General features: G+C 71.9%; 20 protein-coding genes. 14 read left to right on the top strand and 6 right to left on the bottom strand.

The window, feature by feature from the left end:
* Positions 1–70: 70 nt before the first annotated feature.
* From efeB to efeU, 3 genes are all read right to left on the bottom strand, one after another.
* Positions 71–1,414 carry an iron uptake transporter deferrochelatase/peroxidase subunit gene (gene efeB / locus P5G50_RS14915; protein WP_435870903.1) on the bottom strand — a complete coding sequence of 448 codons (1,344 nt, stop codon included), beginning with the start codon at positions 1,412–1,414 and terminating at the stop codon, positions 71–73.
* Positions 1,415–1,421: 7 nt separating this feature from the next.
* A complete protein-coding gene (efeO, locus tag P5G50_RS14910; RefSeq protein WP_301212473.1) occupies positions 1,422–2,606 on the bottom strand; it encodes an iron uptake system protein EfeO in 1,185 nt (394 codons plus the stop codon).
* Between the two features lie 119 nt (positions 2,607–2,725).
* Positions 2,726–3,601 carry an iron uptake transporter permease EfeU gene (efeU, locus tag P5G50_RS14905; RefSeq protein ID WP_301212474.1) on the bottom strand — a complete coding sequence of 292 codons (876 nt, stop codon included), beginning with the start codon at positions 3,599–3,601 and terminating at the stop codon, positions 2,726–2,728.
* Positions 3,602–3,708: 107 nt separating this feature from the next.
* Here efeU and P5G50_RS14900 point away from each other — a divergent pair, with 107 nt between their 5' ends.
* The 4 genes from P5G50_RS14900 (at position 3,709) to P5G50_RS14885 (ending at position 7,049) form a co-directional block, all read left to right on the top strand.
* The gene (locus P5G50_RS14900) at positions 3,709–4,086 is read left to right on the top strand and encodes a hypothetical protein (RefSeq protein WP_301212475.1); all 378 of its coding nucleotides are present in this window, start codon (positions 3,709–3,711) and stop codon (positions 4,084–4,086) included.
* Between the two features lie 52 nt (positions 4,087–4,138).
* On the top strand, positions 4,139–4,459 hold the full coding sequence (gene fdxA / locus P5G50_RS14895) for a ferredoxin (protein ID WP_301212476.1): 321 nt from the start codon (positions 4,139–4,141) through the stop codon (positions 4,457–4,459).
* Position 4,460: 1 nt separating this feature from the next.
* Complete coding sequence (dapC, locus tag P5G50_RS14890; protein ID WP_301212477.1) at positions 4,461–5,579, top strand: succinyldiaminopimelate transaminase; 1,119 nt, start codon at positions 4,461–4,463, stop codon at positions 5,577–5,579.
* Between the two features lie 132 nt (positions 5,580–5,711).
* Positions 5,712–7,049 (top strand): citrate synthase, encoded by a 1,338-nt coding sequence (locus P5G50_RS14885; protein ID WP_435870902.1) that lies wholly within the window; start codon positions 5,712–5,714, stop codon positions 7,047–7,049.
* 85 nt (positions 7,050–7,134) lie between these two features.
* On the opposite strand, the gene P5G50_RS14880 is transcribed toward P5G50_RS14885, so the two are convergent.
* Positions 7,135–9,741 (bottom strand): penicillin acylase family protein, encoded by a 2,607-nt coding sequence (locus P5G50_RS14880; protein WP_301212479.1) that lies wholly within the window; start codon positions 9,739–9,741, stop codon positions 7,135–7,137.
* Positions 9,742–9,830: 89 nt separating this feature from the next.
* On the bottom strand, positions 9,831–10,448 hold the full coding sequence (locus P5G50_RS14875; protein WP_301212480.1) for an SACE_7040 family transcriptional regulator: 618 nt from the start codon (positions 10,446–10,448) through the stop codon (positions 9,831–9,833).
* 112 nt (positions 10,449–10,560) lie between these two features.
* Here P5G50_RS14875 and P5G50_RS14870 point away from each other — a divergent pair, with 112 nt between their 5' ends.
* From P5G50_RS14870 to P5G50_RS14835, 8 genes are all read left to right on the top strand, one after another.
* Positions 10,561–12,177, top strand: a complete 1,617-nt coding sequence (locus P5G50_RS14870; RefSeq protein WP_435870926.1) for a carboxyl transferase domain-containing protein — start codon at positions 10,561–10,563, stop codon at positions 12,175–12,177.
* 5 nt (positions 12,178–12,182) lie between these two features.
* Positions 12,183–14,336, top strand: a complete 2,154-nt coding sequence (locus tag P5G50_RS14865) for an acetyl/propionyl/methylcrotonyl-CoA carboxylase subunit alpha (RefSeq protein WP_301212482.1) — start codon at positions 12,183–12,185, stop codon at positions 14,334–14,336.
* A gap of 39 nt (positions 14,337–14,375) precedes the next feature.
* Entirely contained in the window at positions 14,376–15,635 is a 1,260-nt protein-coding gene (locus tag P5G50_RS14860; RefSeq protein ID WP_301212483.1) for an acyl-CoA dehydrogenase family protein, read from the top strand.
* A 48-nt stretch (positions 15,636–15,683) separates the two neighbouring features.
* Entirely contained in the window at positions 15,684–16,466 is a 783-nt protein-coding gene (locus P5G50_RS14855; protein WP_301212484.1) for a CoA transferase subunit A, read from the top strand.
* Positions 16,463–17,119, top strand: coding sequence for a CoA transferase subunit B (locus P5G50_RS14850; protein WP_301212485.1), 657 nt, complete (start codon positions 16,463–16,465; stop codon positions 17,117–17,119). The genes P5G50_RS14855 and P5G50_RS14850 overlap by 4 nt, the downstream gene beginning before the upstream one ends.
* A complete protein-coding gene (locus P5G50_RS14845; RefSeq protein WP_301212486.1) occupies positions 17,116–17,655 on the top strand; it encodes a MaoC family dehydratase in 540 nt (179 codons plus the stop codon). The genes P5G50_RS14850 and P5G50_RS14845 overlap by 4 nt, the downstream gene beginning before the upstream one ends.
* A gap of 23 nt (positions 17,656–17,678) precedes the next feature.
* Positions 17,679–18,497 carry an HpcH/HpaI aldolase/citrate lyase family protein gene (locus P5G50_RS14840; RefSeq protein WP_301212488.1) on the top strand — a complete coding sequence of 273 codons (819 nt, stop codon included), beginning with the start codon at positions 17,679–17,681 and terminating at the stop codon, positions 18,495–18,497.
* Between the two features lie 226 nt (positions 18,498–18,723).
* A complete protein-coding gene (locus P5G50_RS14835) occupies positions 18,724–20,022 on the top strand; it encodes an aldo/keto reductase (protein ID WP_301212490.1) in 1,299 nt (432 codons plus the stop codon).
* 5 nt (positions 20,023–20,027) lie between these two features.
* Here the strand turns inward: P5G50_RS14835 and P5G50_RS14830 are convergent, their stop codons facing one another.
* Positions 20,028–20,612: a TetR/AcrR family transcriptional regulator gene (locus P5G50_RS14830; RefSeq protein WP_301212491.1), complete on the bottom strand. Its 585-nt coding sequence runs from the start codon at positions 20,610–20,612 to the stop codon at positions 20,028–20,030.
* A gap of 177 nt (positions 20,613–20,789) precedes the next feature.
* Between P5G50_RS14830 and P5G50_RS14825 the strand changes: the two genes are divergently transcribed.
* Both P5G50_RS14825 and P5G50_RS14820 read left to right on the top strand, forming a co-directional pair.
* Positions 20,790–22,139 carry a M16 family metallopeptidase gene (locus P5G50_RS14825; RefSeq protein ID WP_301212492.1) on the top strand — a complete coding sequence of 450 codons (1,350 nt, stop codon included), beginning with the start codon at positions 20,790–20,792 and terminating at the stop codon, positions 22,137–22,139.
* 37 nt (positions 22,140–22,176) lie between these two features.
* Positions 22,177–22,779, top strand: a complete 603-nt coding sequence (locus tag P5G50_RS14820) for a histidine phosphatase family protein (RefSeq protein ID WP_301212493.1) — start codon at positions 22,177–22,179, stop codon at positions 22,777–22,779.
* Positions 22,780–22,807: the final 28 nt, after the last annotated feature.

Here is a 22,807-nt window from a genome sequence, read left to right as displayed (position 1 = left end):
GGCAGCCGCCGAGCACAGGAAAAAGGCTCCGAATCGTCGTGATTCGGAGCCTTTTTCCTGTGCTCGGCGGCTATGCGAAGAGCCCCGCCCCGATGTAGGAGCCCTCTCGAGCGCCCGGCGGCACCGCGAAGACGGCGGAGCCGACGTGGCGGAGGTACTCGTTCATGAGGTCGTTCTTGGCGAGCCGGGTCTGGATCGGGATGAACTGCGCCCGCGGGTCGCGCTGGAACGCGATGAAGAACAGGCCCGCGTTGAGCCTCCCGAGGTCGTCGTTGCCGTCGACGAAGTTGTAGCCGCGGCGCAGCAGCTGCGCGCCGTTGTTGCTCGTCGGGTGCGCGAGCCGCACGTGCGAGTCCGGGTCGATGGCGGTGCCGCCGCCGCTCTTCGCGAGCGCGAGGAAGTTCGGCTCGGTGAATTCCGTCCCGCCCGAGAGCGGGGCGCCCTCGCCCTTGTCGCGGCCGACGATGCGCTCCTGCTCGCCGAGCTGCTGCCGGTCCCAGGTCTCGATGACCATGCGGATCTTGCGGGCGACCAGGTACGAGCCTCCCGCCATCCAGCCGGCGCCGTCCTTCGCCGCGGCCCACACCTGGTCCTCGACGACCGCGGTGTCCTCGGACTTGATGTTCGCGGTGCCGTCCTTGAAGCCGAACAGGTTGCGCGGCGTCACCTGACTGCGGGAGGTGGAGGAGGTGCGCCCGAACCCGAGCTGCGACCAGCGGATCGAGGCGCGGCCGAACGCGATGCGCGACAGGTTGCGGATGGCGTGCACGGCGACCTGCGGGTCCTCGCTGCAGGCCTGCACGCAGAGGTCGCCGCCGGTGAGCTGGTCGATCAGCGCGTCTCCGGGGAAGTGGGGGAGGTCGACCAGCGCCTCCGGCCGCTTCGACGCGAGCCCGAAGCGGTCCTTCCCGTCCGCCGTCGTGAAGAGCGTCGGCCCGAACCCGAAGGTCAGCGTCAGGCCGCCGGGCGGCAGGTCGAGCGCCTCCCCGGTGTCGTCCGGTGGCACGTCGAGGGGGCCGGAGGCGGGCCCGTACTTCCCGGCCGGGCGGCCCTGGGTCATGCGGGCGGCCGCGGCGGTCCAGTCGTGCAGCAGCTCGATCAGCCCGGCGCGGTCGAGGTCGGCAGCCACATCGAAGGCGGCGAAGTGGAGGCGGTCCTGAGCGGGGGTCGTGATGCCGGCCTGGTGCTCGCCGTAGAACGGGTAGACCGCCGCCGACGACGCCGTCGCGCCCGCGATCGCACGGTCGGCCGCGACCCCGATGCCGGCACCGACGACGCCCGCTCCGACGGCGGCGCCGGCGAGACCGAGCAGTCCGCGCCGGGACAGGCCGGAGCGCCCCGAGCCGTCGGACGTTGGGCCGTCGGACTTCGGGTCGTCGGACTCCGGGCGCTCGGCCGGACGCTCTGCGTTCACGCGGCCGCTACTTCACGAGGACGGCCGTGACCTGGCTGAGCGGCTCGCTCACGGCGTTCACCTCGTCGGACAGCTCCTTCACCTGGTCGGTGCTGAGCTCGGTGTAGCTGACGTAACCGTCACCCTTCGCGTACTGCGCGAGCAGCTTGTCGATGCCGGCGAACTCGGTGTCGAGCTTCTTCACCAGGGCGGCGCCGTCGGCGTTCTTGGCCTTCAGGAGGTCGCGGACCGTCCCGTAGGCGACCTCGGCGCCCTCGACGTTGGCCTTGAAGTCGGAGAGGTCGGTGTGGGAGAAGATCTCCTCCTCGCCGGAGATCTTGCTGGCCGAGACCTCCTCCATGAGTCCGCTCGCTCCGTTGGAGATCTGGTCGAGGGTGAGCGAGAAGTCCTTCGCGTACACGAGGTCGTAGAGCTTCTGCGTGTCGGCTACCAGCTTGTCGGCGAGCTTCGTCCGGGCGGCCGCGTCGGAGGGTGTGTAGCCGGCGGGCGCCCACAGGTCCTTCTCGATGTGGTGCCAGCCGGTCCAGTCCTGGCCCTGCTCGAGGTCGGCCTCGCGCAGGTCGAGCGCCGGGTCGATGTCGCCGAACTGCTCCGCCGTCGGCTCGATGCGCTCGTAGAAGGCGCGGGACTTCGCGTAGGCCGCGCGGGCCGCGTCGTCGTTACCCGCCGCGTAGTCGGCCGCGAACGCCTTGGTCGCGGCGAGCAGCTGACCGGTCTGGTCCTTCACGTACGACGTGTAGTTGGTGACCGCCTGGGCGACCTGCTTGCTCTCGCTGGCGGAGGTCTTCGCGCCGGAGCCCTTCGTGACGGTGAACGCGGCGAGGGAGGTCGGGGTGCCGACCATGCCCTTCTTGCAGGCGGTGAAGTAGGAGCCCTCCGGCAGCTGGACGACGTAGTTGACGGTCGTGCCCGGCCCGATGTTCTCCTTCTCGCCGGCGATCCGCAGCTTGTCCTCGGCGAGCACCTCGAACTCGTTGACGTCGGAGCCCGTGTTGGTCACCTGGAACGTGACCGCCCCGGCCGGTGCCGTCGCGGTGTCGACCGTGCAGGTCTCGTCCTTCAGCGTGACGGCGATGGCCTCGGCCTTGGCGTCGGCGGGCGTGTTGGGGACGCAGCCGGTGAGCGCGGCGGCCAGGGCGGCGGCGCCGGCGAGGGTGCCGGCGATCGCGCCGAGCGGGCGGAGTCGGGTCATGGGCGGGCTCTCTCTCGGAAAGTGCGGGCTCGGAAGGGTGATGCAGACGGGAGTGGTGGGGAGGTGCGGCGGAGTGCTGACGGGGGAGTGCTGATGGGGCGGTGCTGTCCGGCCCGGCGTCAGGAGGCGGTGCGCGTCGCGGCGGCGACCGGTTCCGGCGCCGCGGGCTGCTGACGCGGGGCGGCGGGCCGGGTGGCCCCCACGTGCTGGCGCACGTAGAGCGCGCCGACGACCGCGACGTAGCCGACCCAGACGGCGACCTGCAGGGCGGTCGGCGACGGGTTGAAGTTGAGGATGCCGGCGAGCAGGGTGCCGTACCAGCTGGAGGCGGGGATGACGCCGCTGATGTCGTACGCGTGCACGTTCGCGCCCGGGATGACCCCGGCCTCCTGCAGGTCGCCCACGCCGTAGGCGAGTACGCCGCCCGCGACGACGATGAGGAAGGCGCCGGTCCAGGCGAAGAACGACCCCAGGTTCACCTTCACCATGCCGCGGTAGAGCAGGAAGCCGAGCACCGCCGCGCTGGCGAGGCCGAGCAGCGCGCCGGCGACCGGCTCCCAGCCGCCCCCGACGCTGGCGACCGTCGCCCAGACGAAGAGCGCGGTCTCGATGCCCTCGCGGCCGACGCTCAGCATGGCGAGGAGCACGACGCCCCAGCCGGCCCCGACGAGCACGGCGTCCATGCGGTGCTGGAGGGTGGACTTCATCGTGCGGGCGGTCCTGCCCATCCAGAACACCATCCAGGTGACGAAGCCGACCGCCACGAGCGACAGGGTGCCGCCGACGATCTCCTGCGCCTCGAAGCTGAGACCGTACGGGCCCCAGGTGAGCGCGGCTCCGATGCCGAGCGGGACGACGAGGGCGATGCCGACGCCGACCCAGAGCTTGGAGAGCACGTCGCGGCGGCCGACCTTCACGACGTACGCGATGAGGATCGTGACGATCAGCGCCATTTCGAGGCCTTCGCGGAGGCCGATGAGGTAGTTCGCGAGCACGGTGACCTTGCTGGGGTTGCGGGAGGGGATGGATGGTTCGGTAAGGCTAACCTTACCGGCGTCGAGCCTAGATCAGCCCGGCGAACCTGTCCAGATAGGATGCGAGAATGCTCAGCCGGATCCTGAACGGAGTGCTCCTCCTCCTCGCGGGGGCCGTGATCGGCGGGATCGGCACGGTGGCGCACCAGATCACCGTGACCTGGGGCGTCTCCATCCCGCTCGGCCTGATCGGCTCGCTGCTGGCGTACACCGCTCTGCTCGTCGGCCTGCGCCTGCTCGGCCGCAGCCGCGTGCCTGCGCTCCTCGCCGCGATCGGCACCATCGGTGTCGTGCTGCTGTTCACCCAGCAGAGCGCTGGAGGGTCGGTGCTGATCCCGAACGACCTGCTCGGCCAGATCTGGCTGGTCGCGCCGATCCTGATCGCGGCCGTCGTGGTCGCCTGGCCGGACGTCCGGGGGCGTCGGCCCGTCGCCGTTTCGGAATAAGCTAGGTGTGAGCCTCACCGCTCGCCACTCTCCCGAAGGGAACAGATCCACCGTGACCTATGTCATCGCCCTCCCGTGCGTCGATGTGAAGGACCGGGCCTGCATCGACGAATGCCCGGTCGACTGCATCTACGAGGGCGAACGGTCGCTGTACATCCACCCCGACGAGTGCGTCGACTGCGGCGCCTGCGAGCCGGTCTGCCCGGTCGAGGCGATCTACTACGAGGACGACCTGCCCGAGGAGTGGGCGGACTACTACAAGGCCAATGTCGAGTTCTTCGACGACATCGGCTCGCCCGGCGGAGCGGCGAAGGTCGGCGTGATCGCCAAGGACCACCCGCTGGTCGCCGCGCTGCCGCCGCAGGCGCACTGACGTGGCGCTGAAGGAGCTCCCGGACTACCCCTGGGATCTCATGGCGCCGTACGCGGCGCGCGCCCGTGAGCACGACGGCGGTCTCGTCGACCTGTCGATCGGCTCGCCGGTCGACCCCACGCCCGACCTGATCCGGGAGGCGCTGGCGGCCGCGACCGACGCCCACGCCTACCCGCAGACGGTCGGCACCCCCGCGCTGCGCGAGGCGATCGTCGCCTGGTTCGAGCGTCGCCGCGGCGTGCGCGGGCTGACCGTCGACAACGTGCTCCCGACCATCGGCTCGAAGGAGCTGGTCGCGTTCCTCCCCTTCCTCCTCGGACTGGGGGAGGGGGATGTCGTCGTGCACCCGCGCGCCGCCTACCCGACGTACGCCATCGGCGCCGCCATGGCGGGCGCCGACGCGTTCGCGAGCGACGACCCCGCCGAGTGGCCGCAGAACACGAAGCTGGTCTGGTTGAACAGCCCGGGAAACCCGGACGGCCGCGTCCTCGGCGTGCCGGAGCTGCGGGCCGCGGTCGCGCGGGCGCGCGAGCTCGGCGCCGTCATCGCGGGCGACGAGTGCTACGCGGAGCTCGGCTGGGAGTCGCCCTGGGACGCCGAGCGCGTGCCGAGCATCCTCGACCCCCGCGTCATCGGGCAGGACAGGCACGACGTGCTGGCGGTGTACTCGCTGTCGAAGCAGTCCAACCTCGCCGGGTACCGGGCCGCGTTCGTCGCGGGCTGCCGCACGGTGATCGCACGGCTCACCAACGTGCGCAAGCACGCCGGCCTCATGCTTCCGGCGCCGCTGCAAGCCGCGATGGTGACCGCGCTCGGCGACGACGAGCACGTCGCCGCGCAGAAGGAGCGGTACCGCGCGCGTCGCGACCTGCTCAAGCCGGCGCTCGTGGCGGCGGGCTTCCGCATCGACCGCAGCGAGGCCGGGCTGTACCTCTGGGCGACGGAGGGGCGCGACGCCTGGGAGAGCATCGGCCGGCTCGCCGACATCGGCATCCTCGGCGGCCCGGGGCACTTCTACGGCGACTCCTACCCGCAGCACGTACGGCTCTCGCTCACCGCGACCGACGAGCGGATCGCCGCGGCGGCCCAGCGGCTGCGCGCCTTTGGAGACTCCCTCTAACCGGATCGAGGCTCCTTTGCCCGATGCGACAGTTGCCGCGAGCGTTCGTTAGGCTGTACCAGCACGACTTTCTGAGCGCCGCCACATCATCGGCAGCGAGCAGTCGAAGCTGACCCAGAACCTGGAGGCGTTGTGAGTGGACTCGGCACCGAGACGGCAGCAGCGGAGCGCAACGGCTCCGCCGGCGGTGAGGCGCCCGTCGCCTCGCTGACCTACCCGGGCGGCACGGCCGAGTTCCCCATCCTGGCGAGCACCCAGGGCGCGTCGAGCATCGACCTCTCCTCCCTGACCAAGCAGACCGGGCTGACCAGCCTGGACTACGGCTTCGTCAACACCGCGGCCACCCGCTCGGCGATCACGTACATCGACGGCGAGCAGGGCATCCTGCGCTACCGCGGCTACCCGATCGAGCAGATCGCGGAGCACTCGACCTTCCTCGAGGTGGCCTGGCTGCTGATCCACGGCGAGCTGCCGACGCCGGCCGAGCTGGCCGACTTCGACGAGCGCATCCGCCGGCACACCCTGCTGCACGAGGACCTGCGCCGCTTCTTCAGCGCGCTGCCGCACGACGCGCACCCGATGTCCGTGCTCTCGAGCGCGGTGTCGGCGCTGTCGACCTTCTACCAGGACTCGCTGAGCGTCCACGACCCGGAGCAGATCGAGCTCTCGACGATCCGCCTCCTGGCGAAGCTCCCCGTCATCGCGGCGTACGCGCACAAGAAGAGCCTCGGGCAGGCCTTCCTGTACCCGGACAACTCGCTGAGCTTCGTCGACAACTTCCTGCGGCTCAACTTCGGCACCCTCGCCGAGCCGTACGAGGTGAACCCGGTGCTCTCGCGGGCGCTGGAGCGCCTCCTGATCCTCCACGAGGACCACGAGCAGAACGCCTCCACCTCGACCGTCCGTCTGGTCGGCTCGACGCAGGCCAACCTGTTCGCGTCGGTCTCGGCCGGCATCAACGCGCTCTACGGCCCGCTGCACGGCGGCGCCAACGAGGCCGTGCTGCAGATGCTCGCGGGCATCCGCGACTCCGGCGAGAGCGTGCAGAAGTTCGTGGAGCGGGTGAAGAACAAGGAGTCGGGCGTCAAGCTCATGGGCTTCGGTCACCGCGTCTACAAGAACTTCGACCCGCGCGCGAAGCTCGTGAAGCAGTCGGCCGACGAGGTGCTGCAGGCGCTCGGCGTGCACGACCCGCTGCTCGACATCGCGAAGGAACTGGAGGAGGTCGCGCTCGCCGACCAGTACTTCATCGACCGCAAGCTCTACCCGAACGTCGACTTCTACACGGGCGTCATCTACAAGGCGATGGGCTTCCCGACACGGATGTTCACGGTCCTGTTCGCCATCGGCCGCCTTCCGGGCTGGATCGCCCACTGGCGCGAGATGATCCAGGACCCGCAGACCAAGATCGGCCGCCCGCAGCAGCTCTACGTCGGCAGCGCCGAGCGCTCCTGGCCGACCACCCGCTGACTCGTCCGTTCGCAAACCGCCGAGTACGCAGACTTTCTGCGTACTCGGCGGTTTTCGCGTGAATCCGCGCGTACTCGACGGGTGATCAGGGGCGCGGGCGGAGGGTGAGGGTCTGCGCCGCGGCGGCCGTCACAGCCTTGTGCGTGAACGGCCACGGACGCGTCTTGCCCCGCGCCCACAGGTCGGTCTGGTCGGCATAGTGCGGGTCGAAGGCGTGCCCGGAGGCACCGGTGAGGTTGATCCAGCGGCTGCGGTCGAAGTCGGCGAGGTCGATGACCATGCGCATCGACGGCACGCGCAATACCTGGTAGCCCTGGTCGGCGTCCCAGCCGGTCGCGTTGACGATGCTCGAGCCTCCACCGACCGGGTAGGGGCCGCGGTTGAACAGCCACTCGATCACCGGGACGCCCGACTCGCCGAAGCTGGCGTTGCGCAGCTCGAGGGTGTGGAGGCGGTCCCAGCGCCACGACGACGTGTCGCGGCCGAGCAGGTCCCGCGTCTGCGTCCAGGCGGCGTTCGCCACCGCGGTGAGCATCGAGTCGCGGTCGGTCGCGCCGAGCTTCGCATCCGTCCACCAACCGGAGTCGGGTCGCTCGAGGAGGTTCTGCACGACGGCGAACCAGCGATCGCCTCCCTGTGGCGCGGTCGACTTCGGCAGCTTCGTGGCGAAGGCGTCGGTGAGGAGGGTGCGCCAGAACACGGCGAAGTATGCGGCTGCGGCGCTGTCGCCGTCGTCGCGATAGTCCCACTCGGCCAGCAGCCGGGCGGCGTGGGCCACGCCCGAGTCCGGGTCGGCGGCGCCCCCGAGCCGGACCAGCAGCGGCGCGAGCGCTGCGGCGTTCGCGTCGTACGTGTCCTGCTGCAGAGCGCTGAGATCCGCCGCTGTGACCTTCTTGCCGTCGGCGATCATCGCGTGCAGCCGCACCTGGAGCTCGTTGGCGCGGTAGCCGTAATCCCAATCGGCCGTGATGAGCGCGGGGTAGCCGGGGCCGACCGCCGCGTTGTTGGCGGTGACGATCATGCCGGAGGGCGGGTTGAGCACCGAGGGCAGCTGGTCGTACGGGATGGTGCCCACCCAGCCGTACTCGCTCGTCCAGCCCGGCACGGGCATCGTGCCGTTGCCCTTCGCCCGGATCGGGACGCTGCCGGGCGCCTGGTAGCCGATGTTGCCGTCGACGTCCGCGTAGACGAGGTTCTGCGACGGCACCTGGAACTGGGCGGCGGCCGCGCGGAACGACGGCCAGTCGCGGGCGGTGTCGAAGGCGAAGATCGCGCCGGCGGTCGGCCCCGGCGTCAGCGCGGTCCACTGCAGCGACAGCTGGAACTGCTGCGCGGGCACGCCGAGCTTGCCCGCCTGATCCTTCGCGATGGCGCGGTAGCCGTCGCTGATGCCGGTGACGAGCGGGCCGTGCCGGGTGGACCGCACCCGCACCTCCACATCCTTGCCGCCGGCGACGCGGATGCGCTCGGTGCGGATCGCGAGCGGCACCTGCTTGCCGTCGTACTCGTACGTGTCGCCCGTGACCTTCTCGAGGTAGAGGTCGGCGACGTCGGGCCCGAGGTTCGTGAAGCCCCAGGCGATGCGATCGTTGTGGCCGATCACGACGCCCGGGAAGCCGGAGAACCCGAAGCCGCTCACGTCGAACGCGCACTCCGGCCCGACGGTCGTGCAGTGCAGCCCGACCTGGTACCAGACCGACGGCATGGAGGCGCCGAGGTGCGGGTCGTTGGCGAGCAGCGGCTTGCCGGTGTCGGTGTGCGCGCCGGAGACGACCCACGAGTTCGAACCGATGTCGTCGCCCGCCGGGCCCATGAGGCGGGGGAGGGCGTCGACGGAGGCGGCGACCTGCTCCAGCTGGGAGCGGTAGGCCTCCGCGTCGACCCCGCCGGTGCCGTCCGCCGCGGCGCCGCTCTTCGCCTCCTTCGACTCGGGAGCGGCCTGCGGCGTCGCGCGCTCGGGCGAGCCTCCACCCAGGTCGGTGATCGTGGGGTGCGCGTCGTAGGGGTAGGCGGGATGGAGGTCGGCGATCTGCTGGGGGCTGAGCTTCGTCGCGAGCAGGGCGCGGTCGACCTCGTCCTCGAGGTTGGAGCGCAGGTCCCAGGCCATCGCCTTGAGCCAGGCGACGGAGTCGGCCGGCGTCCAGTGCTCGGGCTTGTACCCGGGGTTCTGCAGGCCGAGCACGGCGTACTCCAGCGACAGCTCGGCGCCCGAGTGCCGGTCGAGGTAGGCGTTCACGCCGTCCGCGTAGTCCTGGTAGTACCGCAGGGCGGCCGGGTCGAGCAGCTTCACCTCCTGCTCGGCGACCTGCCGCCAGCCGAGGGTGCGGATGAACGTGTCGGTCGGCACCTGGCTCGCGCCGAACAGCTCGGCCAGCCGGCCGGAAGTGACGTGGCGACGGAAATCCATCTCCCAGAACCGGTCCTGCGCGTGCACGTAGCCCTGCGCGCGGAACAGGTCGTGCGCGGTCGCCGCCTCGATCTGCGGGACGCCCGCGCTGTCGCGGCGGACGGTCACCGGCGCGGTGAGGCCGGGCACGTCGACGGTGCCGGAGGTCTGTGGGAACGAGCGCGCCACGGTCCAGACGGCGATGCCGCCGGCCGCCGCGACGAGCAGCACGACGACGGCGAGCACGATGCCGAGCGCGCGGAAGGCGCTGCGCTGCCGTGTCAGCCGGGGTCTGTCTTCGCCCACGTCTCTCCCTCGAGCTCGCTCTGCGCGGGCCCGAGAGGCTCGGGACCTGCCGTGCTTCGGACCCTAACGCATGCGGATGACGACACGGGTCAGCGCGACGTGAGCGCCGCCCACGCCATCGCCTCCAGCACCGGTCGCACCGCGGCCGCGTCCACCGGGGCGGAGCCGATGCGCGCCGAGTGCGGGGTGGAGTTGATGAGGCCGAAGGTCGCCTGCACCCGCACGCGCAGCTCGTCGGGGGAGAGGGCGGGCTGCAGGGCGCTCAGCACGCCCATCCAGAGCTCGACGTAACGGCGCTGCAGCCGGCGCACCTCGCGGCGCTCGGCGTCGGGGAGCGCGTCGAGATCGCGGTCCTGCACGCGGATGGTGTCGGGCTCGCTCAGCGCGAAGTCGACGTGGAAGGCGATCAGTCCGTGCAGGGCCTCCGCCGGTCCGGCCGCCTGCGCCTCCACCGCGGCGCCGCCCTCCAGCAGGGACTCGCTGACGCCGACGAGGAGCGCGGCGAGCACGGCCTGCTTGGACGGGAAGTGGCGGTACACCGCCGGGCCGCTGACCCCGGCGGCGGCGCCGAGGTCCTCGATGGAGACGCCGTTGAAGCCGCGCTGCGCGAACAGGCCGGCGGCGGCCGTCAGCAGGGTGGCGCGGCGGTCGGCCTTGGCCTGGCTGCGCTGGGTGGGGCGGGTCGTCGTGGGGCGGGTCGTCGTCATCGTCGGCTCCGGGAGGGTCTGGACATTCCGGTTAATGAACACTAACCTGAATCTCGGTTAGCAGTCACTAACCCGTTGTCGATGAGGACGAGGGAGGGTCATGACGACCCTGATGACCAGCGCACAGGCGACCGGTACGCAGGGCGCCGCTGCAGAGGACGGCTTCGCGCAGAACGACGCCGCACAGCGCGCGCTCGCCGACGACCTGCGCCGCCGCCTCGCCGTCGCGGCCGCCGGCGGCCCGGAGCGCGCACGCGAGCGGCATGTCGCCCGCGGCAAGCTCCTCCCGCGCGACCGCATCGACGCGCTGCTCGACGAGGGCAGCCCGTTCCTCGAGCTGGCGCCGCTCGCGGCGACCGGCATGTACGACGGTGAGTGCCCGGCCGCCGGCGTGATCGCGGGCATCGGCCTGGTCGCCGGGCGGCACGTGATGATCGTCTGCAACGACGCCACCGTCAAGGGCGGCACCTACTACCCGATGACGGTCAAGAAGCACCTGCGTGCGCAGGAGGTCGCGCTCGAGAACCGCCTCCCCTGCATCTACCTCGTCGACTCGGGCGGAGCCTTCTTGCCGATGCAGGACGAGGTGTTCCCCGACCGCGACCACTTCGGCCGGATCTTCTACAACCAGGCCCGGCTGTCGGCGGCGCGCATCCCGCAGATCGCGGCGGTGCTCGGCTCGTGCACGGCGGGTGGAGCCTACGTCCCCGCCATGAGCGACGAGACGGTGATCGTGCGCAACCAGGGCACGATCTTCCTCGGTGGGCCTCCGCTCGTGAAGGCGGCGATCGGCGAGGTCGTCACCGCGGAGGAGCTGGGCGGCGGCGATCTGCACGCGCGCACCTCCGGCGTGGTGGACCACCTGGCCGAGGACGACGAGCACGCGCTCGCGATCGTGCGCGACATCGTGGCGACGCTGCCGCCTCCCGCCGCTCCGGCGTGGGAGGTGCTGCCCGCCCGCGAGCCGGCCGCCGATCCCGCCGAGCTGTACGGCGTCGTCCCTGTCGACGTGCAGGCGCCCTACGACGTGCACGAGGTCATCACGCGACTGGTGGACGCGGGAGGCTGGAGCGAGTTCAAGCCCGAGTACGGCACGACGCTGGTCACCGGCTTCGCGCGTCTCCACGGCCACCCGGTCGGCATCGTCGCGAACAACGGCGTGCTGTTCGCCGAGTCGGCGCAGAAGGGCGCGCACTTCATCGAGCTCTGCGACCAGCGCGGCATCCCGCTGCTGTTCCTGCAGAACATCTCCGGCTTCATGGTGGGCCGCGACTACGAGGCCGGCGGCATCGCCAAGCACGGCGCGAAGATGGTGACCGCTGTCGCGACCACGCGCGTGCCGAAGCTGACGGTCGTCATCGGCGGCTCGTTCGGCGCCGGCAACTACTCGATGTGCGGGCGGGCCTACTCGCCGCGGTTCCTGTGGATGTGGCCGGCCGCGCGCATCTCGGTCATGGGCGGCCAGCAGGCGGCCAGCGTGCTCGCCACCGTCAAGCGCGACCAGCTCGAGGGCCGCGGTGAGGAGTGGAGCGCCGCCGACGAGGCCGCGTTCCGCGCGCCCATCACCGCGCAGTACGAGGAGCAGGGCAACCCGTACTACTCGACCGCGCGGCTCTGGGACGACGGGGTGATCGACCCCGCCGAGACGAGGACCGTGCTGGGGCTCGCGCTCGACGTCGTCTCCAGGACCCCGCTTCCCGACCCGGCCTTCGGCCTCTTCCGGATGTGATCGCGATGCTCGCAGACTCCACTTCCGGCCCGGCGCTGTTCGGGACCGTGCTCGTCGCGAACCGCGGGGAGATCGCCTGCCGCGTGATCCGCACGCTGCGCCGCCTCGGCATCCGCGCGGTCGCCGTCTACAGCGACGCCGATGCCGGTGCTCCGCATGTGGCGCTCGCCGACGAGGCCGTGCGGCTCGGCCCTGCGCCCGCCCGCGAGAGCTATCTCGATGTGGAGGCGGTGGTCGCCGCCGCGCGTGCGACCGGCGCGGAGGCCGTCCACCCCGGCTACGGCTTCCTCTCCGAGAACCCGGCGCTGGCGCAGGCCTGCGAGCGTGAGGGCATCGTCTTCGTCGGCCCCGGCGTGCGCGCTCTCGAGGTGATGGGCGACAAGATCGCCGCCAAGACCGAGGTCACCCGGCATGGCGTGCCGACCATCCCCGGCATTGCGGAGCCCGGCCTGACCGACGAGCAGCTCATCGCCGCCGCCGAGGAGGTCGGCTACCCGGTCCTCGTCAAACCGTCGGCGGGCGGCGGCGGCAAGGGGATGCAGGCGGTCCGTTCGGCGGCCGAGCTGCCGGAGGCGCTGCGCACGGCCCGGCGCGTGGCGGCGGCGGCCTTCGGTGACGACACGCTCTTCCTCGAACGGCTCGTCAGCGCGCCGCGGCACATCGAGGTGCAGGTGCTCGCCGACCGGCACGGCGGCGTCGTGCACCTGGGAGAGCGCGAGTGCTCCCTCCAGCGCCGCCACCAGAAGGTGATCGAGGAGGCGCCGTCCGCCCTCCTCGACGCCGCGACCCGTGCCCGGATCGGCGAGGCGGCCTGCCGGGTCGCCGCGAGCGTCGACTACGTCGGTGCGGGAACGGTGGAGTTCCTGGTGTCGGCGGAGGCGCCCGACGAGTTCTTCTTCATGGAGATGAACACGCGCCTCCAGGTCGAGCATCCGGTCACCGAGCTGGTCACCGGTGTCGACCTCGTCGAGCAGCAGCTGCGCATCGCGGCGGGGGAGCCGCTCGCGTTCGCGCAGGAGGACGTCCGCCTGACCGGGCACGCCGTGGAGGCGCGGGTGTACGCGGAGGATCCGAGCCGGGGCTTCCTGCCTGCGGGCGGCCGCGTGCTCGCGCTGCGCGAGCCGGCCGGTGAGGGCGTGCGGGTCGACAGCGGCCTGGCGCCGGGGCTTCCGGTGGTCACCGAGTACGACCCGATGCTCGCGAAGGTCATCGCCTGGGGCCCGGACCGGCCGGAGGCGCTGGCGCGGCTCGACCGGGCGCTCGCCGGCACGGCGATCCTCGGCGCCGTCACCAACGTGGGCTGGCTGCGCGATCTTCTCGCCGACCCCGAGGTGCGCGCGGGAACGATGGACACGACGCTGATCGACCGCCGGGTCGCCGAGCAGGGCGCGCAGGGCGACGACGGTCCCTCCCTCGCCGAACGGGTCGCCGCGGCGCTGCTCGCCCACGGCGAGCGCGAGCAGCGGCCTCCTGCCGGCGTCGGCGCCGTGTGGGGAGCCCCGACCGGCTGGCGGCTGGGGTCACCGCGTCCCGTCCACTACGACGTCGCGGATGCGGAGGTCGCGGTCGCCGGATCGCGGGTCTCGATCGACGGCGAGGAGCACGAGGCGTCGCTGCGCCTCCTGCCCGCCACCCCCGGCGCTCCTGAGGCAGTGCTGCTCACCCTGGACGGCGTGACCACCCGCTTCGACCTCGCCCGCGACGGCGACACGGTCTGGCTCGGCAGTGAGGGGCGCGCCCGCGCTCTGCGGCTGCGCGACCGCGCCGAGCGCCTCGCGGAGCGGCTCGCCGCGCTCGACCGCGGCGACGCGGCCGCGCACCCCGAGCTGCGCTCGCCCATGCCCGGCACGGTGATCGCCGTCGCCGTAGAGTCCGGCTCGACCGTGGCGGCCGGGGACACGGTAGCCGTGGTGGAGGCGATGAAGATGGAGCACCGCCTCCTCGCGCCCGTCGCCGGGGTGGTCCGGCTGCACGTCGCGCCCGGCGACCTGGTGCGCCTCGACCAGCTCGTGGCGGAGGTCGACGCGGACGAGACGGCCGACGCCTCCACCGCTTCCACCCCTGACACCAGCTCCACCACCGACGTCCCGCCCGCGCCACCCGCGCCCGCGGACGAGGCCGTGCTGACACCCTCGGCCGGCCCGGAAGAACCCCACTGATCCCACCGCCTCACGAAGGCTCACGAAGGACGAGGAACCATGACCATGCAGATGACCGGCACCCCCACCGCCGCGGGCGCCGCCTCCACCGCCGCAAGCGCCGCCTCCGCCGAGTTCGCGCTGACCGACCTCGACGCGTTCCCGCTCACCGACGAGCAGCGCCGCCTGCGCGACGAGGTGCGCGAGTTCGCCGACACCGTCGTCGCACCCGCCGCCTACGAGTACGACACCAAGCGCGAGCTGCCGTACGGCATCATCGCCGAGATGGGGCGGATGGGCCTGTTCGGCCTCCCCTTCCCGAAGGAGTACGGCGGCCAGGGCAAGGACTACCTGTCGCTCTGCCTCGCGGTCGAGCAGCTCGGCCGGGTCGACCAGTCGATCGGCGTGACGCTCGAGGCGGGCGTCGGCCTCGGCGCGATGCCGATCTTCCGCAGCGGCACCGAGGAGCAGAAGCAGGAGTGGCTGCCGATGCTCGCGCGCGGCGAGGCGCTCGCCGGGTTCGGGCTCACGGAGGCCGACGCCGGCTCCGACGCCTCGGGCACCAAGACCACGGCGGAGCTGGTCGACGGCGAGTGGGTGATCAACGGCAGCAAGCAGTTCATCACCAACTCCGGCAGCGAGATCACCAAGCTGGTGACGATCACGGCCGTGACCGGCGAGCAGCAGCGCCCCGACGGCTCCGTGAAGAAGGAGCTGTCGGCCATCCTCGTCCCGGTCCCGACCGCCGGATTCGTCGCGCACGAGCCGTACGACAAGGTCGGCTGGCACACCTCCGACACGCACCCGCTGACCCTCACCGACGTGCGGGTGCCGGAGGCCAACCTGCTCGGCGAGCGCGGTCGCGGCTACGCGAACTTCGTCGCCACCCTCGACGAGGGCCGGGTCGCCTTCGCCGCCCTCTGCACCGGCGCCGCGCAGGGCTGCCTGGAGCAGGCGCTGCGGTACGCCAAGAGCCGCAACGTGTTCGGCCGGCCCATCGGCTCCAACCAGCACATCGCCTTCAAGCTGGCCAGGATGGAGGCCAAGGTGCACACCGCGCGCCTGGCCTATTACGACGCCTGCTTCAAGCTGATGGCGGGCAAGCCGTTCAAGACCGAGGCGTCGATCGCGAAGCTGCTCGGCAGCGAGGCGGCCATGGAGAACGCGCGCGACGCCGTGCAGATCTTCGGCGGTTACGGCTACATGAACGAGAACCCGGTCGCCCGGCACTACCGCGACTCCAAGATCCTCGAGATCGGCGAGGGCACGAGCGAGGTCCAGCAGATGATCATCGCGCGCTCCCTCGGCTTCGCGTCCTGACCGCGACCGGATTCCTGCGCACTCGACGAACTGGAAAGCGAGGACTCAGTGATCGACAAGACGGTGGCGAGCGCCGCGGAGGCGGTCGCCGGCATCCCGAGCGGCAGCACCCTCGCGGTCGGCGGCTTCGGGCTGTGCGGCATCCCGAGCGCGCTGATCCAGGCGCTGCTGGAGGCCGGCACGACTGATCTGGAAGTGGTCAGCAACAACTGCGGCGTCGACGACTGGGGTCTCGGCCTGCTGCTCGCCGAGCACCGCATCCGCAAGATGATCAGCTCGTACGTCGGCGAGAACAAGGAGTTCGCGCGGCAGTTCCTCTCCGGCGAGCTGGAGGTCGAGCTCACCCCGCAGGGCACCCTCGCCGAGAAGCTGCGGGCCGGGGGAGCGGGCATCCCCGCCTTCTACACCCCGGCCGGCGTCGGCACGCAGATCGCGGAGGGCGGCCTGCCCCGGCGCTACGCCGCCGACGGGTCGGTCGCGGTGGCCTCCGAGCCGAAGGAGGTCCGCGACTTCGACGGCGCCCGCTACGTGCTGGAGCGCTCGCTGCGGCCCGACTTCGCGCTCGTCCACGCCGCGAAGGGCGACCGGCACGGCAACCTCGTCTTCCACGCGGCGGCGATGAACTTCAATCCGCTCGCCGCGATGGCGGGCCGGGTGACCATCGCCGAGGTGGAGGAGCTCGTCGAGCCGGGCGCGCTCGACCCCGGCGCCGTGCACTGCCCGGGCATCTTCGTCCAGCACGTCGTGCACGCGCCCGGCGTCGAGAAGCGGATCGAGCGGCGGACCGTCGCCGCCGCACCCGCAGGCACCTCCGAAGGGAGCACCCGATGAGCCTCACCCGCACCGAACTCGCCGCCCGTGTGGCGCGCGAGCTCGAGAACGGCCAGTACGTCAACCTCGGCATCGGCATGCCGACGCTGATCCCGAACTACATCCCGGAGGGCGTGGAGGTCATCCTGCACTCCGAGAACGGCGTGCTCGGCGTCGGCCCGTACCCGGCCGAGGACGCCGTCGACCCCGATCTGATCAACGCCGGCAAGGAGACCGTCACTGTCAACGCGGGAGCCGCCTTCTTCGACTCGTCGCTGTCGTTCGGCATGGTCCGCGGCGGCCACGTCGACCTCGCGGTGCTCGGGGCGATGGAGGTGTCGGAGACCGGAGACCTCGCCAACTGGATGATCCCCGGCAAGATGGTGAAGGGCATGGGCGGGGCGATGGACCTCGTCTTCGGCGCCAAGCGGCTGATCGTCATGATGGAGCACGTCGACAGGGAGGGGCGGCCCAAGATCGTCCGGGAGTGCAGCCTCCCGCTCACCGGCACCGGCTGCGTCGACCGCATCATCACCGACCTCGCCGTCATCGACGTGACAGGCGACGGGCTCGTGCTGCGCGAGCTCGCTGCCGGGGCGACGGTCGAGGAGGTCGTCGCCGCGACCGGCGCGCCGCTCACGGTCGCGCTGGATGCCGAGGAGGTGCGCGGATGAAGGAGATCGAGCAGCGCGGCCTCTACTACGAGGAGTTCGAGCCGGACACCCGCTACCTCCACCGCCCGGGTCGTACGGTGACGGAGGCCGACAACGTCCTCTTCACGACCCTCACCATGAACACCCAGGCACTGCACCTCGACGCGGCCTGGTCGGCCCGGCAGCCGTTCGGCGGCCGGCTCGTGAACTCCATGTTCACGCTCGCCACCATCGTCGGGGCCTCCGTCGCGCAGCTGACGCAGGGCACGATCGTCGCGAACCTCGGCTTCAGCGAGGTGGCGTTCCCGCACCCGCTGCGGCACGGCGACACGCTGTACTCCGAGACGGTCGTGCTCGCCAAGCGGCTCTCCGCGTCCCGCCCCGGCCAGGGCATCGTGACGCTGGAGCACACCGGCCGCAACCAGGACGGCGTCGTCGTCGCCACGGCCGTGCGACAGGTGATGGTGTGGTGCAGGGACGCGCACGAGGGCCTCGCCGCCGAAGGCGCGTCCGCCGCGGCGGAGCCGGTGGGCGAGCCGCAGGAGGAGCGGGAGTGACGGAGGAGTCGACTGGGGCCGACATGACTGGGGCCGACTTCCCGTGGGGCCCGGCGCTGCTCTTCTGCCCTGCCGACCGGCCCGAGCGCTACGAGAAGGCGCTGCAGCGCGCCGATGCCGTCATCCTCGACCTCGAGGACGCCGTCGATCCCGCCCGGCGGCCGGAAGCGCGGGAGGGGCTCGCCGCCTCCGCCGACACCCTCGACCCCACGCGCGTCATCGTGCGCGTGAACCCCGCGAGCACCGCGGACCACGACGCCGACCTCGCCGCGCTCGCCCGGACGCCGTACCGCACGGTCATGCTGCCCAAGGCGGAGCACGTCGACGACCTGGCCGGGCTGATCCGGTACGACGTCATCGCCCTCTGCGAGACCGCCGGCGGGGTGCTCGCCGCCCGCGATCTGGCCCAGGCCGAGGGCGTGCTCGCGCTGATGTGGGGGGCGGAGGACCTGGTCGCCTCGCTCGGCGGCACCTCCAGCCGCCATGCCGACGGCCGCTACCGCGACGTGGCCGTGCACGCGCGCTCGACCGTGCTCCTCGCCGCGGGCGCGGCCGGACGGCACGCGATCGACACCGTGCACCTCGACATCGCGGATCTCGACGGGCTCGCCGCCGAGGCGGAGGACGCCGCCGCCGTCGGCTTCGCCGCGACCGCGTGCATCCACCCCGGTCAGGTCGACACGATCAGGGCCGCCTACCGTCCGGACGCCGCCGACGTCGAGGCCGCGCGAGCGCTGCTCGCCGCCGCCGAGCAGGCCGGCGGGGGAGTGTTCCGGCACGACGGCAGGATGGTCGACGGACCGGTGCTCGCCCACGCGCGAGCCGTGCTGCGGCGGGCCTGATCCGGAGGCCCGGATCAGGCCGGGGGAGGCGACCCGCCGCCGTGATCAGATCGTGATGGTCCATTCCGGTCGTGTTCACCGATTCGGTCCCGGGCGCGTCAGAGGTTTGCCGTACCCTGCAAGTGAGGATTCGAGAATCCACGGATTCCGAATCGATTCGAGTGCATGGTCGAGCCGGATGTGAAGGTCGTACCGCGGAGGTCGTGCCGCGGAGGGAGGGGACGCGATGCCACAGTTGCTGCCGCTCCGCCTCCGCCGGGGGGCCGGCCGCACCGCCGCCGATGCCACCGCCACCGATACAGCTTCCGCCGGCACGGCTGCCGCCGACGCCGCTGCGCTGACCGCCGCCTCCGACGCCGCCGCCGCTGTCGACGCGGCCACCGCCCTCGACGCCGCGCACGCGTCGCACGCCGCCGCCGCGCTCGACGCCGCTGCCGCCTCCGACGCCGTCCGGCTGAGCGCCGCCGCAGCGATCGGCACAGCGACCACCGCAGCCCCGGCAGGCGCCTCGACGGCTGCCGCCCGCGCCTTCACCGAGCCGTCGACGGCGACCGGCGGGCCGCTGGACATCGACCCGCTGCTCGAGCGCACGGGTCCGCTGTCGATCATCGCCCCGCGGCGTATCGGCGAGAGCGACCTGACCGTCTTCCCGCTGTCGCTCGGCGCGAGCGTCTTCGGCTGGACCGCCGACGGCGACACCTCTCTCGCCATCCTCGACCGGTTCGCGGCCCGCGGCGGCAACTTCATCGACACCGCCGACAGCTACGTCGGCGGTCGCAGCGAGGTGCTGATCGGCAAGTGGATGCGCGACCGCGGCGTGCGCGACCACCTGGTCGTCGCCACCAAGGTCGGCCGCCACCACGACAACCCGGGCCTCGGCTCGGTGAGCATCGTCCGGGCGGTGGAGGCGTCGCTGGAGCGTCTGCAGACCGACCGCATCGACCTCCTCTACTTCCACGACGACGACCCGGAGGTGCCGCTGGAGGACAGCCTCGCGACCGCCGAGTGGCTGATCGAGACCGGCAAGGTGCGCTACCTCGGCGCCTCCAACTTCAGCGCCGACCGGCTGATCGAGGCGCGCATCCTGGCCTCCGCCGGGCTGCCGAAGTTCGTCGCGATCCAGAACCAGTACAACCTCGTGCACCGCACCGAGTTCGAGAGCGCGCTGCGCATCGTCGCGGCCGCGCAGGGCCTCGCGGTGATGCCGTACTACGCGCTCGCCAACGGCTTCCTGACGGGCAAGTACCGCAGCAAGGCCGACCTCACGGCGGACGCGCGCAGCGTGCGGGCGTCTGCATACGTCAACCGCCGCGGTCAGCGCGTGCTCGCCACCCTCGACCGCATCGCCGCCGAGCACGCGTCGACCCCGGCGAGCATCGCCATCGCCTGGCTGCTGGCCAAGCGCACGATCGTGGCACCCGTCGCCAGCGCCAGCCGCCCCGAGCAGGTGGACGCTCTGATGGCCGCGGCGGGCATCCGCCTCACCCGCGCCCAGATGCTCGACCTGGACCGCGTCTCGGAGTAGCCGCCCTACGCCTCGGCGAGGATGCGGTCGAGCGAGCGGTGCAGCGCCGCTCCGGCCGCGATCGGGTCGCCGACGTAGCCGCCGGCGAGCGCGCCGTCGCGGGCGAGGATCAGGTCGTCGGCCGCGTCGCCCGGGTGCGGGTGGCCGATCTGCCGGAACAGCTCCTCGATCCGCTTCGCGTACCAGTCGCGGTGCGCTGTGACGGCGACGCGCACCGGGTGCGACTCGTCGGCGAACTGCGCGGCCGCGTTGATGAACGGGTCGCCGCGGAATCCGGGCCGGATCGCCTGCTCGTTGATCGAGTCGACGAGGGCGCGGGCGATGTCGCGGGGGTTCCTGCCCTCGGCCTCCTGCGCGGCGAACCACTCGCGCACCTGGCGGTCGCGGCCTTCCACGTAGGCGATGATGAGCAGGTCCTTCGAGCGGAAGTGCTTGTAGAAGGTGGCCTTCGTGACCCGGGCGCCCGCGATGATGCGGTCGACGCCGACGGTGTGGATGCCCTCCTGGTAGAAGAGCTCGTCCGCGGTGGCGAGGATCTTGATCTTCGAGGGCGCTGGCGGCCGGATGGTCGCTCGGGCGGTTACGACCATCCGGTCGGCTCCTTCGGGCTGGGAGGCGGCGCGCCTCCAGGATTCAGGGGGTCCACCGGGCGGGTCCAGGGGGAGGGAGCGCCCGGTGGTCCCCTCAGTATACAGATGGACAGACCAGTCTTTCTGTCCCCATTTTCGCGACGAGGCGCGCCGGGCCTCTGGCGTAGGGTGGAGGGGATGAACAGCGCAGTCGACCTCCCGCTCGGTGTGGCCGATCTGTCGTTCGCCGCGTCCGGCGAGGCGCTCGTGCGCCGCACCGTCCTGCCGAGCGGCGTCCGCGTGCTCAGCGAGCAGGTGCCGGGCGCCCGCAGCGCGACCCTCGGCTACTGGGTCGCCGTGGGCTCCCGCGACGAGAGGGAGGAGGCGCCCGGCAGCCTCGGGTCCACGCACTTCCTCGAGCACCTGCTGTTCAAGGGCACGTCCCGGCGCACCGCCCTCGACATCGCCGTCTCCTTCGACTCCGTCGGCGGCGAGCACAACGCGATGACGGCCAAGGAGTACACCTGCTACTACGCGAAGGTGCAGGATCGCGACCTCGCGATGGCCGTCGAGGTGATCGGCGACATGCTGACGTCCTCGGTGCTCGACCCGGCCGAGTTCGAGAACGAGCGCGGCGTCATCCTCGAAGAGCTCTCGATGGCCGAGGACGACCCGGCCGACGTCGCCAACGACCGCCTGTTCTCGGCCGTGCTGGGCGACCACCCGCTCGGCCGGCCGATCGGCGGCCGCCCCGACACCATCCGCGCCGCCACCCGTGACGCCGTGTGGGAGCACTATCGCGCCAACTACCGCCCGCAGGACCTCGTCGTGACGGCGGCGGGCGCGGTCGACCACGACCTCCTCGTCGACGGCGTCGCCCGCGCGCTCGCGGCCGCCGGTTGGGACCCGCAGCAGACCGCGAGCCCGGTGGAGCGCCGCCCGACGGTCGCGGCGCAGATCAGCCGCGCCGCCTCCGTCGTCACCGTCCAGCGCCCGACCGAGCAGGCCAACCTCCTCATCGGGCTCCCCGGCATCGTCGCCACCGACGAGCGCCGCACGACGATGAGCGTCCTCAACTCGGTGCTCGGCGGCGGGATGTCCAGCCGGCTCTTCCAGGAGGTGCGCGAGAAGCGCGGCCTGGCCTACTCCGTCTACTCGTTCTCCGGCTCGTACTCCGACGCCGGAATCTTCGGGCTCTACGCGGGCTGCTCGCCTGCCAAGGCCCGCCAGGTCGCCGAGCTCATGCTCGCCGAGCTGCACCGCCTCGCCGACGACGGCGTCACCACCGAGGAGCTGCGCCGCGCCGTCGGCCAGCTCTCCGGCGGGGCCGCCCTCGCCCTGGAGGACTCCGACACCAGGATGTCGCGGCTCGGACGCGCCGAGATCAGCCTGGGCGAGTTCGCCGACCTCGACGAGAGCCTCCGCCGCCTCCACCTCGTCAGCGCCGACGACGTGCGGGCCCTCGCCGGCGACCTCGCCGGGCGGCCGGTCTCCGTCTCTGCGGTGGGGAGCGTCACCGACGACATGTTCGCCGGTCTCGCTCCCTGATCCGCCGCTCCCGACCACACTCCTTGAAAGGCTTCCCGTGCCCCACTACCTCTACCTCGTGCGTCATGGCGAGCAGCAGGATGCCGAGCACGGCCTCCCCGACGGCCCGCTGTCGCCGCGCGGCAAGCGCCAGGCGCAGCTGATCGCGGAGCGGCTGAGCGGCATCCCGTTCACCGCCATGTACCACTCGCCGCTCAACCGCGCCGCCGAGACGGCGGCGATCATGGCCGAGCGGATGCCAGCGCTCTCGCCCGAGCCGTCGAGCCTGCTGTTCGACTGCATCCCGTCGGGCCCGACGCCGGACATGCCCAAGGCGTTCGAGTCGTTCTTCGGCCCGGTGACCGAGGCCGAGATCGAGGCCGGCCGGGCGCAGATGGAGGACGCGGTGCACGAGTTCCTCACGCCGGCGATGGGGGACCGGCACGACCTCCTGGTCACCCACAACTTCGTCATCGGCTGGTTCGTGCGGCACGTCTTCGACGCGCCCGCCTGGCGCTGGCTGGGCCTCAACCAGGCCAACTGCGGCCTGACGATCATCCGCGTGCGCTCGGCGAAGCCTCCCGTGCTCGTGGTGCACAACGACCTGGGCCACCTGCCCGTGGAGCTACGCACCGGCCTCCCGGAGCTGCAGCCCGTCTGAGTCGCGCTCGCTCCGGGCCGGCGACCTG

Source organism: Leifsonia williamsii (assembly GCF_030433685.1).
GTDB lineage: Bacteria > Actinomycetota > Actinomycetes > Actinomycetales > Microbacteriaceae > Leifsonia > Leifsonia williamsii.
Note: the sequence above shows the minus strand (reverse complement) of the source record. Positions and strands in the feature narration are given on the sequence as shown.